Source organism: Streptococcus pneumoniae (genome assembly GCA_040719455.1).
In the GTDB taxonomy this organism is placed as follows: Bacteria; Bacillota; Bacilli; order Lactobacillales; family Streptococcaceae; genus Streptococcus; species Streptococcus pneumoniae_G.
Genome location: JBFDTN010000001.1, coordinates 1,503,192 through 1,522,176 on the forward strand (window position 1 = coordinate 1,503,192; position 18,985 = coordinate 1,522,176).

An 18,985-nucleotide genomic window follows, 5' to 3' on the forward strand; every position below is an offset into this window, starting at 1 on the left:
CCTCCATAATAGAAAAACTGACCCAAAGCCAGTTTTTTATCTTCCCAATAAACGCGCCCAAAAGCCTTTATTTTCTTGGGCTTCTACTTTTTTCTTCGCTTCATCTAGCTCTAACAATAGGACTTCTTGATCATTTTTAGCTTCTGTTACAAGCTGCTGTGCTTGATGGGTGAGCTGCTGCTGTTGATCGAGTTGCTTATCTTTTTCAGCAATCTGGATATCTTTGATCCGCATTTGCTCATCTTTTTCAGCTAGCTGAGCGTCCTTAACTTTCAGTTGCTCATATAAGCGAGCAATTTCGTCATTTTTCTCATCAACCAAGATTTCCATCAATTCACGGTGTTGCACATCTTGGCTAACTGGCTCGTCCTCAAAAATGGTCTTTTTGTAATGCTCTTCTAGCTTGATTAAGCCACTTCTTTTGACCACGGTCACGCCTTTTTCATTTTTTTCGGTATCCTCAGGCGGCAAGGCCTTGACCCGATTGTTGACCGCTTGGCGACTAACCCCCAAAATATCGGCTAGTTCGCTGACTGTTTTTTCAATCGTCATAATATCCTCTGAAACTTTTTCTTGATGTAACTACCTAAATCTTAACATAACAAGGCTTGACTGTCAAATTTTGCTAGCTTTTATGATACAATAAACCTGCACAATTCGTTAAAAACACTATTGTTTTTTAGAGAGGAAAAACATGACACATTTTGACACTATCGTCATCGGAGGCGGACCTGCTGGCATGATGGCAACCATCGCGAGTAGCTTTTATGGGCAAAAGACCCTCCTGATTGAAAAAAATCGTAAGCTTGGTAAAAAATTAGCCGGAACAGGGGGAGGTCGTTGCAATGTGACCAATAACGGTACACTTGATGATCTCATGGCGGGTATCCCAGGAAACGGACGCTTTTTATACAGCGTCTTTTCCCAATTTGACAACCATGACATTATCAATTTTTTCACAGAAAATGAAGTGGCGTTAAAAGTAGAAGACCACGGACGTGTCTTTCCCAAGTCTGACAAGTCAAGAACTATTATTGAGGCTTTGGAGAAAAAAATTCACGAACTAGGTGGACAAGTCCTCACCCAAACAGAAATCGTCTCTGTCAAAAAAGTAAACGAGCAGTTTATCCTCAAATCCGCTGAGCAAAGCTGGACTTGTGATAAACTCATCGTCACCACAGGCGGTAAATCCTATCCTTCTACGGGTTCTACCGGATTTGGTCATGATATTGCTCGTCATTTCAATCATACAATTACCCCTCTTGAGGCAGCTGAAAGTCCTCTTTTAACAGATTTTCCACACAAACTTCTGCAAGGCATTTCACTTGATGATATTTGCCTCAGCTACGACAAGCACCACATCACCCATGATCTACTCTTTACCCACTTTGGCTTGTCTGGCCCTGCAGCGCTACGGATGTCAAGTTTTGTCAAAGGCGGAGAGACTCTCACTCTTGACTTTCTTCCTCAGATGAGTAAAGAAGCTATCTTGGACCTACTTCACACCGAGCGTGAAAAATCTCTGAAAAATGCCCTCAAACTCCTGTTACCAGAGCGAGTAAGCGACTTTCTCAGCCAAGATTTCCCTGAAAAAGTCAAGCAATTAAGTGATAAGGACTTGGAATCACTCATCCAACGTATCAAAGCCCTCCCTATCCCTGTCACTGGCAAGATGTCTCTCGCTAAATCCTTTGTAACCAAAGGTGGCGTTGATTTAAAAGAAATCAATCCTAAGACCTTAGAGAGTAAGTTGGTCTCTGGCTTACATTTTGCTGGGGAAGTCATGGACATCAATGCCCACACAGGTGGCTTTAACATTACTTCTGCCCTCTCTACTGGCTGGGTGGCTGGAAGTCTCCATTACTAAGAAAACCTTCACCAAGTTTCTCACTCGGTGGAGGTTTTTTAGAATATAAATCGTAAGAAGGCTAGCAAGACCACGCCAAAAATAACACTGCCTAAAAGATTGCGGTAGCGGAAAGCCACATAAAGCGTCGGAATCGCAGCCAACAAATCCAAACTCTTAAAGCTTGGGAATTGACCAATTTCCCCCTTTGTTAAGCTCGATAAAATCAAGACAAAGATAATCGTAACGGGCAGAAACTTCAAAAAACGCATGACAATAGCTGGCAATCCACGGTATTTCACCAAGAGAAACGGTATCACCCGTGGCAACCAAGTCACCAGCGCAGCTAGCAAAATAGCTTGTAAAATGTAACTATTTCCCATCTAAAATCACCCCCACAGAACAACCAATCAAGGTCGCAAATAAAACGGCTAGAGCCTGGGACACCAGCATAGTCAAGACAAAAAAGCTCACCGCCGTCACCAAAAGAATGGTCAAAATCTTTCTCACAGACTCCTTTTTCATCATGACTAAAAATTGCGATGTAAAAATCCCAATAAACATCCCCACTAAGGCAAAATCCAGTCCAAACAGTTCAGGATTTGGCAAGAGATTGCCTAACACTGTTCCTAAAACCGTCGCACAGGCCCAAGATAGGTAGCTGATGAGATTATTTCCCATCATCCAAGTAGCATTTGTCTCCTCACCGTGTAGCTGAGCTCCCAGCAGAACCCCGTAGCTCTCATCGGTCAAGAGAGTTCCAATCGCCAGATTTTTCAAAAAGCTGTCTTTTCTGAAAAATGTCGAAGTATGTAGGCTCAGCAGGAAAAATCGGATATTGATGAGAAAGACTGTCAGTGCAATATCTGTCACACTGCTATTTAATGCCATCATGGCAATCATGACAAACTGAGCACTCCCTGCATAGACCAAAATACTCATCAAGAGCATTTCAATCGGTGTCAGATAAGGGGCTGCAATCACGCCACAAGCTAGACCAATTCCAATATATCCCAAGGCAGTCGGCATTCCTGCCTGAATCCCTGCCATCCATTTTTCTTGTCTCATAACCCTTCCTTTTTCTAAAAATTCTCATTTATTATACCACAGAAGAGAAATGCTGAAAAGAAGGTGATCAGACTTTTTAGATGTGAAGTATTAGCCTCTAGCACTTAAACATAGAGAAATTCCCAAGGTCAAAAGAGCCAAGCCTGCAAATATCACCCAACTAAGCCAAATGCTCGCAAGAGCTAAGCTGGTAAACAAGGCAGTTCCCAAAGGCATGGACAAGGTAAAAAGCAACTCTAAAAAACTACCTGTCTGAGCCAAGACATTTGATGGAATCTCTTTCATCAGCATGGCCTGCAATTTAGGATTGATTTTCCCTGCAAGATAGCTCAGAAAAATAAGCAATAAAAGCGAGATGACAGGCGAGAAAGCAAGAGCATTACTAGTCGCAATGAGAACCAAAAGCCCTGCTACTATTTTTAAAATCGTATTGAAAGACTGCTTGCTGAAATAATCATTAGGTGTGAGCCCCCCTAAAATCGTCCCAGTAATTGAGATGACTTGCAGGAGAAAAAGCGATTGGCTGAAAGACAAGCCAAACAAAGGCGCATCTGTAAAAGAAAGCTGATAAATGGGCGTTATACTGCCACCCAAGGCATTGATCAGAAGGACCGCTAGTAAGAAAAGCTCAAAATTCCCTGTTTTTAATCCTTGAAACACCTTGCGGAGATTGGTGTAAAGCTCCTTAAATTGACGAAAGAAGGGTTGGCGGAGTTCTTCTCCTCGGACTTGGTAGGTCAGCTCCTGTCTCATGCCTAGTAAAATCAAGGTCGATGTGAGAAAGGTCGCCGCATTGACCAAGCTCACCAAGAAGAAGTGATTGTGGCTAATGGAAAGTAACCAGACTCCCAAAGCCTGCCCACCCAAGAGGCTCACCACACTGACCACTTGACGGAAAGAAAAAGCTTCCATTAAATCTTCTTCTGCCACATGGGTCTGAATCATGGGTAATTTAAGGCCAGAACGATAGGTGGATAGCATATCAGACAGGATATTGATGAGGCAAACAGTCGAAAAGGCGAGCCAGCTCACCGATTGGGTCAAAAAAGCAATCAGGATAAAGAGGATTGCCTGCACATAGCCCAAAGCTAGATAAATCCGCCCCTTGTCCTTGGTCCGATCCGCATACATGGAAATCAAGACATTAAAAATCGTAGGGACAAACGTAATCATCGCTGCAATCCCGATGGCGAGCTTACGATGATCCATAGAAGAGGCAAATACGATAAAGACCAGATTATAGATGGACGCCCCAAATCCATTGAAGAAGTCTGACAGGGTTAACAGACGGTAAAAGCGATTGCGTACCAATAATTTCATAAACATCTCCTCGTTTCTATTGATCTGAATGACTTTATTATACGCAAAAAAAGCTCGTTTACAAGGGATTTTTAGTAGGTGGATAACTATCCTCAGTAAGTGGTCACAAAGCAGCTCTAAGTTGCAGAGGAAAATCTTAACTTTTAAATCCCCACCCAATAGCTTTTTTAGCTATGTAGCAGTATTTCTCCACAAAAAAGAAAAAGATAGGAAACCCTATCTCATCATCGTCAACTGCAAGAGGGTCACAAAGCTATTCCAAGCAATGTGAAGCATTATTGGGTAATAGATGGATTTAGTCTTGCGGTACAAAGCAGCAAACAAGAGACCACCACCTAGATAAATGATAAAACTAGAAAAACTCCAGCCGTGCGGTAAAACATGCATCAAACTAAAGAGAACAGACGACAAGAGAACATCCAAATAATACTCCTGAAAGGATTTCAAACTCGTCATCAGCAAAGCACGATAGACCAACTCCTCACAAATAGGTCCAAAAAGGCTGATATTCAAGACAAATTGGATAAAAAAAGCTGTTCCTGATAAGTCTTGAAACAGGAGTTCTCCCCTCGCTTGATTTTGCGGCAGAGGTAAAAAGAGAGCTGCTAAGTTCCACCAGAGATACATGAGGATAACAGTTCCTACCGTTGCCCCTAAGTAGGAGAACTTCCACTCAAATCTACAAAATACCCTGCTTTCTCCCATCAAATAGAGCAAACCAATAGCTCCTACGCCTTGTAAAAGGGTTAACAAGAGCCACACGATAAAATAGCCTGTATCAGATAAAGAGCGTATGAAGGAAAGTGCCATGATTTCCTGCACACCAAACTGAGAAAAGAAAAGCAAAAAAGCAATTCCGCTATATATCATTATTAGTTTGTGTTTGGTCATAGATAGTTCTCCTTGAATAATAAAAAGAAAGAGGAGTAGAATAGTAACTAAAAATATTTAGTAGTTTGTATAAAATTCTACTCCCCGTTAATTACTATCTCTATCAAATATAAATCATATTTTTGTTAAAATTTACGGATCACGTCTTGTATAATAGCTACTAGGAACATTTCCCCACCATCCAAAACCATTATACATAGAACTATATTGATTCATAGTAGGCGCGCCCGCCGCTGAACCTACTGCTGCATAGCCTCCTCCAACAACCGGTACACGTTGTCCTCCCCCAACTTCCATCAATTCCTCTAGTGTCAAGTCCATGACTGCTGCATTTTTTAAATGAAGCATAACCATGCTCCTTTCTATTTTTAGATAGTCCTCTATCCTAGCTAGCATTTGAATGTATCGACTACGATTTTAGTATATCACTTCCATAAAGGGATCTTTAAAAATCGCATATTTGATATTTTTTCAGTAAAAATTTCTTATTTGCGATTTTTTAATCTTGCTGATGTTTATGAGTAAGCGGTTAGTCTATCTACTTTGTGGAATTGTGGCAGATATTATTATCGTATTTCCAGTTATATTTTATTAAGCAGGTTTTCGTATTGGGATAATTTTAGAGTCAATAAAGCTAGTAGATGTTCATTTCCTATGACATCCAGAGATTGAATATAGTCTTCAATCTCTTTTTTATTTTCACCATTATACTGCAAAAAATAATTCATTTTTTGTAAATACTTCAAAACAATTTGCTCAAACACATCATAGGGTCCAAGCATGTCTTTTAGCGCCTGCTCAAAAATGCTGACATATTGAAATTGCTTTCTCTCCATCATTTCAGAGATAAGGTTGAGTAGCCCCTGCTTCATATAGAGCTTATTCTGCAATAAATTACAAAATTCCTCTGATTTTCTAAGCAATTCCTGCCCTAAAAAAAGAAGATCTTGATCAGAGAAAAATGGCATGGTGTTGCAAAAAAGATACAGCTCAAACCAGGTCCAGGACTCAATCGCATAGAGATACTCCGTGATAAAGACCTTGTCTGATTCCAGTAAGACATAAGCTGGATCAAGCGAGTGCAGAGCATTCTTAATAACAATACCATTTAATCGAGCATAGCGATGATTGTCTTCCTGCTCTAGCTTATCCAATAGGACTTTTAGCGAATCCCTATCTTGATAAGCAAAGGCAGCAACGATTTTTCTTCCCATACGGATATGCTTGGGTTCCCTATAATCGTTTAATTTATGAGCAAACTCATCAAAAGTCATATTGATCCCATCAATCGCTAACAGCAAACGATCTGCCGAAAGCATGGACTGACCTAGTTCAAATTTAGATAGTTGCGAGGCAGTTAAAGAGCCTTTCGCCACCTCTTTTTGCTTGATTCCACGCGCCATGCGTAATTCCTTATAAAATTCTCCTAAATTGATTTTTTCTGTCATGAGAGTCTCCTCTATGTCAATCCTTATTCTTAGAACCTGTATTCATAAGTGAAGTAATTCTATTCAGGGCTTACTTTTACTGACTGTAAGCTCTAAGAGTAAAAAAGAAAGAGTGAGAAAAAATGGTGTTGCTACATTCTCAATCACTCGCATCCATCTGTCACCAAAATAATCAGCGAAATACAGGCAAATCCCAAGCCTAATGTAACGCATAGATATACCAAATAACACTGTCTATGTCTTTAGCTCTCTCAAGTCTTTTCTTTCTACTTTCTGTTTTATTTATTGTATCATAATACTAATTATTTAGACAGAATTTTCCGAAAAATATCTCCAAAAAAAGAGCCAACGGCTCTTTCTTCATTCTTCCAAAGGATCAAAAGCAAGGCTCGGTTTGGCATTGAGGGAGAGGTCTGCAAAGTTCTCTTTGTTCCACTCACTGACACTGGCATAGGCAATCATACCTGCATTGTCCCCACAAAGGCGTAGAGGTGGAATCACGACTTTGACATCGCAAATATCAGTTGCTAACCTTTCTCGCAAACCTTGATTGGCTGCAACACCACCAGCTACAACAAGCGTTTTAACGGGATATTTTTCAAGGGCTTTTTGGGTTTTCGCCATTAAAATATCAAGCACTGCTGCTTGAAAGCTGGCAGAGAGATCTTTATTGTCCAAAACCTCTCCTCTTTGCTCAGCATTGTGGTAGAGATTGATAAAGGCAGATTTCAGACCTGAAAAAGAAAATTCCAAATTGTCTTCTTTGATCATAGCGCGCGGAAAATCATAGATATCTTTTCCTTGATGGGCTAACTCATCAATCTCACGTCCTGCTGGGTAAGACAAACCCATGACACGACCGACCTTATCATAAGCCTCACCAACCGCATCATCACGCGTCTCACCAACAATCTTATAATCCCCTGCTTCTGCTACATAGACCAACTCGGTATGTCCGCCACTGACCAAGAGAGCAAGCAGAGGAAATTCTAAGTTTTCCACACTTTGCGCTGCCATCAAATGCCCTGCCATGTGGTTGACTGGAATCAAGGGAATGCCGTGTGCCCAAGCAAAGCTCTTTGCCGCAGCAAGTCCCACAAGAAGTGCCCCAACAAGCCCAGGACCAACAGTCACCGCAACAGCTGTCACATCACTCTCTTGAATGCCTGCCTGCGCTAATGCTTCCTCGATACAGGCTGTGATGACCTCCACATGATGACGGCTCGCCACTTCTGGCACCACACCGCCAAAGCGCTTGTGGCTCTCGATTTGACTGGCAATGATATTGGACAATAATTCTGTTTCATTTTTCATCACAGCGACACTGGTTTCGTCGCAGGATGTTTCAAAAGCTAATATATATCTATCTTTCATTTGGTTCTCTCTTCATGATAATCGCGTCTTCCACTGGCGCGTGATAATAGTTTTTCCTCCGAGCGATTGGGGTAAAGTGTTCCTTTTTATAAAATAGCAGAGCTGGCTGATTAGAAGCCCGAACTTCGAGAAACATATCCTTCTGCTTAGGAAGCGTTGTAAATAGCCACCTTGCAATCCCTTGACCTTGATACGCTTTCTTGACAGCAATGTGCAAGATCTCCACCTCAAAATCTGACTCCTGCGTAGCAAGAAAGCCCACCACTTCCTCACCTACTAGAGCAAGCTGATACTCTATCAAAGGATTCTCCAAATCGCTCTCTATCTGCGCTAGAGTCCACGGGCTTACCTCATACACATCGCGAAGCAAATCATGGACCTGCACCGCCAGATCTGCTCGTTTTTTATCTAGCGTTTGTAGCTTTATCATAGGCGTTTGATGTAGGACTGACCGTCCTCTTGATGGTCTTTTAGCCAATTTTCCTCTGCCTCGACTCGTTTGAGATAGTTGGGAACAAAATCATGCACACGAGAAGAAGCTAAATCTAAACCCATCTTTCCAATACGATAGGCATTTGGCAAGGTTTCCTGCCAGCTAGCTTCTGGCAAGCTCTCTTTAATCTGCTCCACAAAGCCTGCCACTTCACCGACAAAGCTCACCACGTCTGCCTTCTTTGCACGCCCCAAAACTTCCTCAAACGACAAATGAGCCTCAGGTTCAACCAAGAGGTCATTTTCATAAAATCCCGCGTAAACATTATTTCGTCGTGCATCCATGATCGGAATCACCAAGCCTTTCTTTCCTTCAGGAACAAGCGCTTGTAAGCTCGACACTCCAACCAAATCAATCTTTAGCGTGTGAGCAAGGGTTTTTGCCGTTGCCACAGCAATCCGCAAGCCAGTATAGCTCCCAGGTCCTTCTGCTACAACAATCTTCTCCAAATCCTTGGGGGTTAAGTCCACACTCCCCATTAAAAACTCAATTGCTGGCATCAAGGTAATGCTATGATTTTTCTTGATGTTTAGCGTCATCTCAGCTAAAAGCTCTCTATCATCTAAAATAGCAAGTGCTAGGGCTTTACTGGATGTATCAATGCTTAAAACTTTCATCATTCAACTTTCCTTACTTGATTCTCCCTCTTATTTTATGATATAATTGATATAATTGCAACGAATCAAGGTCAATCTATTACCCAGAAAACAAAATAATTTGCTGCCTCTAAGAAAAACAGGGGCGATTTTCTGATAGTTTGATCATGAAGATGAAAGGAAAGGAAATGAAATGATTTATAAAGTTTTTTACCAAGAAACAAAAGACCGCAGCCCACGCCGTGAGAACACGCGTTCGCTCTACATGGAAGTAGAAGCAGCAAACGAACTAGATGGTCGTATCAAAGTGCGCCAACTCGTGGAAGAAAATACCAACTACAATATTGAATTTATCGAGCTATTGTCTGACAAGCACCTAGAATACGAAAAGCAATCAGGCAACTTTGAATTGACGGAGTTTTAACCATGTCTTATACCTTAAAACCTGAAGAAGTAGGGGTATTTGCCATTGGCGGACTCGGTGAAATCGGAAAAAACACCTACGGAATTGAATACCAAGATGAGATTATCATCGTGGACGCTGGGATTAAATTCCCCGAAGATGACCTCTTGGGGATTGACTATGTCATCCCGGATTACTCCTATATCGTAGAAAATATCGACCGCGTCAAGGGTGTTCTCATCACTCACGGACATGAAGACCACATCGGAGGTATCCCATTTCTTCTTAAACAAGCTAATGTACCGATCTATGCTGGACCTTTGGCTCTTGCCCTCATTCGTGGCAAGTTAGAAGAGCACGGTTTGCTCCGTGATGCCAAACTCTACGAAATCAACCAAAACACAGAATTAACCTTTAAACACTTAAAAGCGACTTTCTTTCGGACAACGCACTCGATTCCAGAGCCTTTGGGGATTGTGATTCACACTCCGCAAGGAAAGATTGTTTGCACGGGCGATTTTAAATTCGACTTTACACCAGTGGGTGAGCCAGCCGATCTCCATCGTATGGCAGCCCTTGGTGAAGAAGGCGTTCTAGCTCTTTTATCGGACTCCACCAATGCCGAAGTTCCAACCTTTACCAACTCTGAAAAAGTGGTTGGACAATCTATCATGAAAATCATTGAAGGTATCAAAGGACGGATCATCTTTGCCTCCTTTGCCTCTAATATCTTCCGTCTGCAACAGGCAACAGAGGCAGCAGTCAAGACAGGACGTAAAATCGCTGTCTTTGGACGTTCCATGGAAAAAGCTATCGCAAACGGAATTGAGCTCGGCTATATCAAGGCACCAAAAGGAACTTTCATTGATTCCAATGATTTGAAAAATTACCAAGCAGATGAGATTCTCATCATGTGTACGGGAAGTCAGGGGGAGCCTATGGCAGCCCTTTCTCGGATTGCAAACGGCATGCACCGCCATGTGCAGTTGCAACCAGGAGACACCGTGATTTTCTCTTCTAGCCCAATCCCTGGAAATACGACAAGCGTCAACCGCTTGATTAACATTATTTCCGAAGCAGGTGTTGATGTCATTCACGGTAAGATTAACAATATCCACACCTCTGGGCACGGTGGGCAGCAAGAACAAAAACTCATGCTCCGCCTCATCAAGCCCAAATACTTTATGCCTGTCCATGGTGAATACCGTATGCAGAAAGTCCATGCTGGACTGGCTGTGGACACTGGTATTCCAAAAGAAAATATCTTCATCATGAACAACGGTGATGTCCTTGCTCTGACAGCAAACTCTGCCCGTATTGCAGGCTCGTTCAATGCCCAAGACATCTATGTTGACGGCAATCGAATCGGTGAAATCGGAGCAGCTGTCCTTCGTGACCGCAAAGACCTATCTGAGGACGGTGTTGTCTTAGCTGTTGCGACCGTTGATTTTAAATCGAAGATGATTTTAGCTGGACCAGACATCCTCAGCCGTGGATTTATCTACATGCGTGAGTCTGGTGACCTCATTCGCCAAAGCCAGCGGCTGCTCTTTAACGCTATCCGTATCGCGCTAAAGAATAAGGACGCTAGTATTCAATCGGTCAATGGTGCCATTGTCAATGCCCTCCGACCATTCCTATACGAAAATACAGAGCGAGAACCCATTATTATTCCTATGATTCTCACTCCTGACGAAGACTAACTCTCAATCTCTCTCTATGAAATAGAGAGAGATTTTTTCTTGCCTATCCATAAATTTTAAGCAGGAAGTCCTAGGCATAACGAGTTAAGAACATAATAGCTTGAGCATTCCATGACCATAGTGGATTGAGAAAGAAATAGGATAAAACAAAGAGTATAGATAGAACTTACATTCATCAAAACGACTGGACCGTGTCCTAATCTTTATTCCATTCACTCTCTATTCAGACAAAAAAATCGCAGGCTCATAGCACTGCGATTTTTGTAATCTTATTTTTCAACAACAGGTTCAGCTGCAAGAACTTCTTCTACAATTTCATCTGTGTCTAATTCTGGATCAATGATTTCAACTTCATTAACCGCTTGTGGTTCCAAGTTACGGTAGCGTGCCATACCTGTACCAGCTGGGATAATCTTACCAATGATAACATTTTCCTTGAGACCAAGGAGATGGTCTTTCTTACCACGGATCGCCGCATCTGTGAGGACACGAGTGGTTTCTTGGAAGGAAGCCGCTGACAAGAAACTATTGGTTTCAAGTGAGGCTTTGGTAATTCCCATAAGGACTGGACGAGCTGTCGCAGGAACACCACCTGAGATGACTACATCACGGTTGGCATCGGTAAAGTCTGTAATATCCATGAGTGTTCCCATGAGAAGGTCTGTATCTCCTGGATCCATGATACGAACTTTGCGAATCATTTGGCGAACCATTACCTCGATGTGTTTGTCTCCGATTTCTACCCCTTGGCTACGGTAAACTTTTTGAACCTCAGACAGGAGATAGGTTTCAACAGACAAGACATCACGAACAGCAAGCAAGTGTTTGGGTTGGATTGACCCTTCTGTGAGGGCTTGTCCACGAGAGACTTGGTCTCCCACTTCCACTTTCATGCGGGCTGTAAATGGCACCACATACTCACCTTCGCCAGTTTGACCTTTAACAAAGACTTTCTTAGTACGAGTAGAAGCATCTTCTTCGATAGCAGTAACTTCCCCTTTGACCTCTGTAATGACCGCTTCCCCTTTTGGATTGCGGGCTTCAAAGATTTCTTGGACACGAGGAAGACCCTGTGTGATATCGGTATTTGAGGCAACCCCTCCCGTGTGGAAGGTACGCATGGTCAACTGAGTACCTGGCTCACCGATAGATTGGGCAGCGATGGTTCCGACTGCTTCTCCGACCTCAACAGCATCCCCTGTTGCCAAGTTGATACCGTAACAGTGACGGCACACCCCATGGCGAGTATCACAGGTAAAGACAGAGCGAATGGTTACTTCTTCAACACCAGCATTCACAATCTCACGAGCAATATCTTCGGTAATCAACTGATTTGGTCCGATGATAACAACTCCTGTCTCTGGATGTTTAACTGTTTTCTTGGTATAACGACCATTCAAACGCTCTTCCAGTGGCTCAATCATTTCCTTGCCATCTGTGATCGAACGGATGAGAAGTCCACGGTCTGTACCACAGTCATCCTCACGGATGATAACGTCTTGAGCAACGTCAACAAGACGACGAGTAAGATAACCTGAGTCGGCTGTCTTAAGCGCCGTATCGGTCATCCCTTTACGAGCACCGTGTGTTGAGAAGAACATTTCAAGAACGGACAAACCTTCACGGAAGTTAGATAAGATCGGTAACTCCATGATACGACCGTTCGGTGCGGCCATCAATCCACGCATACCCGCAAGCTGCGAGAAGTTGGAGATATTACCACGGGCTCCAGAATCCATCATCATAACGATTGGGTTCTTCGGATCTTGGTTGGCAATCAAGCGTTTTTCCAATTTTTCACGGGCTGCACGCCATTCTGCCGTTACAGCATTGTAACGCTCATCATCCGTAATCATACCACGGCGGAATTGCTTCGTGATTTGCTCTACACGGTGGTGAGACTCTTCGATGATTTCTGCCTTGTCATCAACCACAGGAATATCGGCAATCCCCACTGTCAAACCAGCAAGGGTTGAATGGTGGTAACCAAGGTCTTTCAAGCGGTCAAGGAAGGCAGAAGTTTCTGTCGTACGGAAACGCTTGAAGATTTCTGCGATGATATTTCCAAAGTTTTTCTTCTTAAATGGAGGATTGATCTCAAGGGCCTCAATCGCTTCTTTGACATTTTGACCTGGTGCCAAGAAATACTTGCTAGGCACGCCTTCTGTCAAGTTCGCATTGTTTGGCTCTTGTTGATAAGGGAATTCCTCTGGCATGATCGCATTGAAGAGAATCTTACCAACCGTTGTCAAGAGAATCTTGTGTTTTTGGTCTTCTGTCCAAGGCTTGTTCAAGCTATCTGTCGCAATACCCACACGAGTATGCAAGTGAACATAGCCATTTTTCAAAGCCATGACTGCTTCATCCGCATCCTTGAAGACCATTCCTTCGCCTTCACGTCCAGCTTCTTCCATGGTCAAGTAGTAGTTCCCTAGAACCATATCCTGAGATGGAGTTACGACTGGTTTTCCGTCTTTCGGATTCAAGATGTGCTCTGCCGCAAGCATAAGGATACGTGCTTCGGCTTGTGCTTCTTCAGAAAGTGGAACGTGAATCGCCATTTGGTCTCCGTCAAAGTCGGCATTGTAGGCCTCACACACGAGTGGGTGCAAGCGCAAAGCTTTACCATCAATCAAGACAGGCTCAAAGGCTTGGATTCCAAGTCTGTGAAGGGTCGGTGCGCGGTTCAAAAGCACTGGGTGTTCTTTGATGACTTCTTCTAAGATGTCCCAAATACGCTCATCGCCACGTTCTACCAAGCGTTTTGCTGCTTTTACGTTTTGCACGATGTCTCGAGCAACGATTTCACGCATCACAAATGGTTTGAAAAGCTCAATCGCCATTTCACGTGGTACACCACATTGGTACATTTTGAGAGTTGGACCAACAGCGATAACCGAACGTCCTGAGAAGTCAACCCGTTTTCCAAGAAGGTTTTGACGGAAACGTCCTTGTTTCCCTTTCAGCATGTGACTGAGGGATTTAAGCGGACGACTACCTGGTCCTGTAATCGGACGACCACGACGACCGTTGTCAATCAAAGCATCAACCGCTTCTTGGAGCATCCGTTTTTCATTTTGCACGATGATTCCAGGGGCGTTGAGTTCCAAGAGACGTGCGAGACGGTTGTTACGGTTAATCACACGACGATACAAGTCATTCAAGTCAGAAGCCGCGAAACGTCCACCATCCAACTGAACCATCGGACGCAAATCTGGTGGAATAACTGGCAAAATGTTTAAAATCATCCATTCTGGTTTGTTTCCAGATTTATAGAAGGCATCCAACACGTCCAAACGACGAACAGCTTTGATCCGCTTTTGTCCTGTTGCAACTTTCAATTCTTCCTTCAAAGCAATGATTTCTTTTTCCAAATCAACTTGCTTGAGAAGGTCTTGAATAGCTTCCGCTCCCATTTTGGCAACAAATGAGCCAGGACCGTATTCCCGCAATTTTTCACGGTACTCACGCTCTGTCATGATTGATTTGTGCTCAAGCGGCGTATCTTTTGGATCAATCACTACATAAGCAGCGAAGTAAATAACTTCTTCAAGGGCACGAGGGCTCATATCAAGGGTCAAGCCCATACGGCTTGGAATCCCTTTAAAGTACCAGATGTGAGACACTGGGGCTTTCAATTCAATATGCCCCATACGCTCACGGCGGACTTTCGCACGTGTTACCTCAACCCCACAGCGGTCACAAACAATTCCCTTGTAACGGATTCGTTTGTATTTTCCACAGGCACATTCCCAGTCCTTGGTCGGCCCAAAGATGACTTCATCAAATAGACCCTCCCGTTCTGGTTTTAGTGTGCGGTAATTGATTGTTTCAGGTTTCTTCACTTCTCCATAAGACCACGAACGGACCTTGCTTGGAGAGGCTAGGGTGATTTGCATACTTTTAAAACGATTTACATCAACCACTATTTCTTACCTTTCTTCATGTTCTACATAGCGCCTAGTCTTCTTTTGTTTCGACTACTGGCTCTTCTTTTCCTTCAGCATCAAAGGCTGCTTTTGCTTCTTTAGCGGCTTTTTCACGCGCTTTTTCAAGATCATCAACGTGGATGACATCGTCATCTTCCCCTTCATCCAAATCACGAAGTTCTACTTCTTGATCATCTTCATCAAGGACACGCATGTCAAGACCGAGTGATTGCAATTCTTTCACCAATACGCGGAATGATTCTGGTACACCTGGTTTTGGAATTGGTTTACCTTTAGTGATGGCTTCATAGGCTTTCAAACGTCCATTGACATCATCTGACTTGTAGGTCAAGATTTCTTGAAGAACGTTTGACGCACCATACGCTTCAAGTGCCCAAACCTCCATCTCACCAAAACGTTGTCCACCAAATTGTGCCTTACCTCCAAGCGGCTGTTGCGTAACCATAGAGTATGGTCCAACAGAACGTGCGTGAAGTTTATCATCAACCATGTGGTGGAGCTTGATCATGTACATGACCCCAACAGAGACACGGTTGTCAAACGGCTCACCGGTACGACCGTCGTAGAGGATCGTCTTCGCATCGCTATCCATACCTGCTTCTTTAACCGTTGACCAGAGATCTTCTGAGCTTGCTCCGTCAAAGACTGGTGTGGCAATGTGGATACCCAAGTTGCGGGCAGCCATTCCAAGGTGGAGTTCCATAACCTGTCCGATATTCATACGTGATGGCACCCCAAGTGGGTTCAACATGATGTCAACCGGTGTTCCGTCTGGAAGATACGGCATATCTTCGACTGGTACGATACGAGAGACAACCCCTTTGTTTCCGTGGCGTCCCGCCATCTTATCTCCGACCTTGATCTTACGTTTTTGAGCGATGTAAACGCGAACCAGCATGTTCACACCAGATTGCAATTCATCCCCATTTGCACGGGTAAAGATTTTCACATCACGAACGACACCATCGGCACCGTGTGGTACACGAAGCGATGTATCACGAACTTCACGAGACTTATCTCCAAAGATGGCATGAAGAAGGCGTTCTTCTGCTGAAAGATCTTTCTCTCCTTTTGGCGTAACTTTACCAACCAGGATATCCCCTTCTTTGACCTCAGCACCAATGCGTATAATTCCCATTTCATCAAGGTTTTTAAGGGCATCTTCACCAACGTTTGGAATTTCGCGAGTGATTTCTTCAGGGCCTAACTTAGTATCGCGCGTTTCTGATTCATATTCTTCCAAGTGAACAGACGTATAGACATCTTCTTTCACAAGGCGCTCACTCATGATAACCGCATCCTCGAAGTTGTATCCTTCCCATGTCATGTAGGCAACGATTGGGTTTTGTCCAAGCGCCATTTCCCCATTTTCCATAGAAGGTCCATCCGCGATAAAGTCACCTTTTTCAACGGTATCTCCAAGTTTCACAAGGGTACGTTGGTTGTAAGCTGTACCTGAGTTTGAACGGCGGAATTTTTGAATATGGTAAACATCAAGTGATCCATCTTCACGGCGTACTTCTACCTTGTCTGCATCTGCATAGGTTACTTTCCCATCATGCTGAGCAATGACTGCGGCTCCTGAGTCATGCGCTGCCTGATATTCCATACCAGTTCCCACATAAGGAGCTTTTGGATCGATCAATGGCACAGCCTGACGTTGCATGTTGGCTCCCATGAGGGCACGGTTGGAGTCGTCGTTTTCAAGGAAAGGAATACATGCTGTCGCAACGGCAACTACCTGCTTAGGCGATACATCCATGAAATCTACTTCGCTAGATGGGAATTCTTGGTTATTCCCTTGATGACGTCCCATCACGACGCTTTCTGCAAAGCCACCTTTTTCATTCAATTTTGAATTTGCCTGAGCCACGATGTACTCATCTTCTTCATCAGCGGTCAACCACACGATGTCGTTGGTGACAACACCGTTTTCACGATCAACACGACGGTACGGTGTTTGGATGAATCCATAACGGTTCAAATGTCCATAAGAAGACAAGTTATTAATCAAACCGATGTTTGGTCCCTCAGGCGTTTCAATCGGACACATACGACCATAGTGCGTATAGTGCACGTCACGGACTTCATAGCCGGCACGGTCACGCGTCAAACCACCAGGTCCCAAGGCTGACAAACGGCGTTTATGCGACAACTCTGACAATGGATTGTGTTGGTCCATGAACTGAGACAACTGAGATGAACCAAAGAATTCTTTAATCGCAGCGGTCACAGGACGGATATTGATGATTTGTTGCGGTGTCAATACTTCATTGTCTTGCACACTCATGCGCTCGCGGACATTACGTTCCATACGAGACAAACCAAGACGTACTTGGTTGGCAAGCAATTCACCGACGGCACGAATCCGACGATTTCCAAGGTGGTCAATATCATCCACACGACCAAGACCTTCTGCCAAGTTCAAGAAATAGCTCATTTCTGCCAAAATATCAGCCGGAGTCACTACACGAACTTTGTCATCTGGATTGGCATTTCCGATAATAGTTACGACACGTTCTGGATCTGTCGGAGCCACAACCTTGAATTTTTGAAGAGTAACAGGCTCTGTCAAAACGGCTGAATCGTTTGGAATATAGACGATTTTGTTCAAATCACCATCTAGGTGCTCTGCAATGCTATCAATTACGCTGCGAGTCATGATTGTTCCAGCTTCGACAAGAATTTCACCTGTCTCAGGATCCACCAATGGCTCTGCAATCGTTTGGTTCAACAAACGTGTTTTTACATTTAATTTTTTGTTAATCTTGTAGCGACCAACGCCAGCCAAGTCATAACGACGTGGGTCAAAGAAGCGAGCAATCAAAAGGCTACGAGAGCTTTCTGCTGTCTTTGGCTCACCTGGACGAAGACGCTCATAGATTTCTTTCAAGGCTTCATCCGTACGAGAATCCATTGGATTTTTGTGAATATCTTTTTCAATGGTATTGCGAACCAAATCACTATCTCCAAAGATATCAAAAATCTCATCATCACCAGAGAATCCAAGAGCACGCACTAGCGTTGTAAATGGAATCTTACGCGTACGGTCAATTCGTGTATAAGCGATGTCTTTAGAGTCGGTCTCAAGCTCCAACCAAGCCCCACGGTTTGGAATGACAGTTGAGCCATAGCCGATTTTTCCGTTTTTATCAACCTTATCATTAAAGTAAACACCAGGAGAGCGCACCAACTGACTAACAATAATCCGTTCTCCACCATTGATGATGAAGGTTCCCATTTCAGTCATGAGAGGGAAGTCCCCAAAGAACACTTCTTGAGTCTTGATTTCACCAGTTTCCTTGTTAATCAAACGGAAAGTGACAAAAATAGGCGCAGAATAGCTGGCATCGTGGATACGAGCCTCTTCCAAGCTATATTTTGGCTCCTTGATTTCATAGCCTACAAATTCCAATTCCATGGTATCTGTAAAGTTTGAAATAGGAAGCACATCCTCAAAGACTTCCTTCAAGCCATGGTCCAAAAAATCCTTGAACGAATCCGTTTGGATTTCAATCAAATTAGGTAAATCAAGAACCTCTTTAATTCTTGAAAAACTACGACGCGTACGGTGTTTTCCGTACTGAACTTCATGTCCTGCCAAGTTTCTAACTCCTTTATTAAGATACTAAGGGCGTAAAAAGCCAAACAAAAATAGGAGATTGACGATGTGTTCCGTGAACACAAGGAAATCTATCTTTTTTGGAGAGCTTTTAGCCCGAGTTCAATTATAAGATACTAAGGGCGTAAAAAGCCAAACAAAAATAGGAGATTAACGACGTGCTCCGTAAACACAAGGAAATCTATCTTTTTTGGAGAACTTTTAGCCCGAGTTTCATTAGTCTTTGGAAGATAATCTTCCTGATTTTCATGGCTTACAAAAAGGGCGATTG

General features: G+C 43.4%; 15 protein-coding genes. 3 read left to right on the top strand and 12 right to left on the bottom strand.

Features of this window, described 5'->3' with window-relative positions; all coding sequences use genetic code 11:
- Positions 1 to 36 precede the first annotated feature (36 nt).
- Positions 37 to 552 carry a DUF536 domain-containing protein gene (locus AB1I63_07245; protein ID MEW4354666.1) on the bottom strand — a complete coding sequence of 172 codons (516 nt, stop codon included), beginning with the start codon at positions 550 to 552 and terminating at the stop codon, positions 37 to 39.
- A gap of 142 nt (positions 553 to 694) precedes the next feature.
- Between AB1I63_07245 and AB1I63_07250 the strand changes: the two genes are divergently transcribed.
- Entirely contained in the window at positions 695 to 1,867 is a 1,173-nt protein-coding gene (locus AB1I63_07250) for an NAD(P)/FAD-dependent oxidoreductase (GenBank protein ID MEW4354667.1), read from the top strand.
- Between the two features lie 38 nt (positions 1,868 to 1,905).
- Here the strand turns inward: AB1I63_07250 and AB1I63_07255 are convergent, their stop codons facing one another.
- The 9 genes from AB1I63_07255 to tsaB all read right to left on the bottom strand — a co-directional run bounded on the left by AB1I63_07255 (position 1,906) and on the right by tsaB (position 9,057).
- Positions 1,906 to 2,229, bottom strand: a complete 324-nt coding sequence (locus tag AB1I63_07255; protein ID MEW4354668.1) for an AzlD domain-containing protein — start codon at positions 2,227 to 2,229, stop codon at positions 1,906 to 1,908.
- Positions 2,219 to 2,914 carry an AzlC family ABC transporter permease gene (locus AB1I63_07260; GenBank protein MEW4354669.1) on the bottom strand — a complete coding sequence of 232 codons (696 nt, stop codon included), beginning with the start codon at positions 2,912 to 2,914 and terminating at the stop codon, positions 2,219 to 2,221. The genes AB1I63_07255 and AB1I63_07260 overlap by 11 nt, the downstream gene beginning before the upstream one ends.
- A 90-nt stretch (positions 2,915 to 3,004) precedes the next feature.
- Positions 3,005 to 4,234 carry an MFS transporter gene (locus AB1I63_07265; protein MEW4354670.1) on the bottom strand — a complete coding sequence of 410 codons (1,230 nt, stop codon included), beginning with the start codon at positions 4,232 to 4,234 and terminating at the stop codon, positions 3,005 to 3,007.
- Between the two features lie 216 nt (positions 4,235 to 4,450).
- Entirely contained in the window at positions 4,451 to 5,125 is a 675-nt protein-coding gene (locus AB1I63_07270; protein ID MEW4354671.1) for a type II CAAX endopeptidase family protein, read from the bottom strand.
- 132 nt (positions 5,126 to 5,257) lie between these two features.
- Positions 5,258 to 5,473 (bottom strand): hypothetical protein, encoded by a 216-nt coding sequence (locus AB1I63_07275; GenBank protein MEW4354672.1) that lies wholly within the window; start codon positions 5,471 to 5,473, stop codon positions 5,258 to 5,260.
- Positions 5,474 to 5,706: 233 nt separating this feature from the next.
- Complete coding sequence (locus AB1I63_07280) at positions 5,707 to 6,573, bottom strand: helix-turn-helix domain-containing protein (GenBank protein MEW4354673.1); 867 nt, start codon at positions 6,571 to 6,573, stop codon at positions 5,707 to 5,709.
- A gap of 360 nt (positions 6,574 to 6,933) precedes the next feature.
- Positions 6,934 to 7,947 (bottom strand): tRNA (adenosine(37)-N6)-threonylcarbamoyltransferase complex transferase subunit TsaD, encoded by a 1,014-nt coding sequence (tsaD, locus tag AB1I63_07285; protein ID MEW4354674.1) that lies wholly within the window; start codon positions 7,945 to 7,947, stop codon positions 6,934 to 6,936.
- The gene (gene rimI, locus AB1I63_07290; GenBank protein MEW4354675.1) at positions 7,937 to 8,377 is read right to left on the bottom strand and encodes a ribosomal protein S18-alanine N-acetyltransferase; all 441 of its coding nucleotides are present in this window, start codon (positions 8,375 to 8,377) and stop codon (positions 7,937 to 7,939) included. The genes tsaD and rimI overlap by 11 nt, the downstream gene beginning before the upstream one ends.
- Positions 8,374 to 9,057, bottom strand: a complete 684-nt coding sequence (gene tsaB / locus AB1I63_07295; protein MEW4354676.1) for a tRNA (adenosine(37)-N6)-threonylcarbamoyltransferase complex dimerization subunit type 1 TsaB — start codon at positions 9,055 to 9,057, stop codon at positions 8,374 to 8,376. The genes rimI and tsaB overlap by 4 nt, the downstream gene beginning before the upstream one ends.
- A 172-nt stretch (positions 9,058 to 9,229) precedes the next feature.
- Here tsaB and AB1I63_07300 point away from each other — a divergent pair, with 172 nt between their 5' ends.
- Both AB1I63_07300 and AB1I63_07305 read left to right on the top strand, forming a co-directional pair.
- Entirely contained in the window at positions 9,230 to 9,460 is a 231-nt protein-coding gene (locus tag AB1I63_07300) for a DNA-dependent RNA polymerase subunit epsilon (GenBank protein MEW4354677.1), read from the top strand.
- A gap of 2 nt (positions 9,461 to 9,462) precedes the next feature.
- A complete protein-coding gene (locus tag AB1I63_07305; protein ID MEW4354678.1) occupies positions 9,463 to 11,142 on the top strand; it encodes a ribonuclease J in 1,680 nt (559 codons plus the stop codon).
- A gap of 269 nt (positions 11,143 to 11,411) precedes the next feature.
- Here the strand turns inward: AB1I63_07305 and rpoC are convergent, their stop codons facing one another.
- Both rpoC and rpoB read right to left on the bottom strand, forming a co-directional pair.
- Positions 11,412 to 15,068, bottom strand: a complete 3,657-nt coding sequence (gene rpoC, locus AB1I63_07310; GenBank protein MEW4354679.1) for a DNA-directed RNA polymerase subunit beta' — start codon at positions 15,066 to 15,068, stop codon at positions 11,412 to 11,414.
- Positions 15,069 to 15,102: 34 nt separating this feature from the next.
- Complete coding sequence (gene rpoB, locus AB1I63_07315) at positions 15,103 to 18,696, bottom strand: DNA-directed RNA polymerase subunit beta (GenBank protein MEW4354680.1); 3,594 nt, start codon at positions 18,694 to 18,696, stop codon at positions 15,103 to 15,105.
- Positions 18,697 to 18,985: the final 289 nt, after the last annotated feature.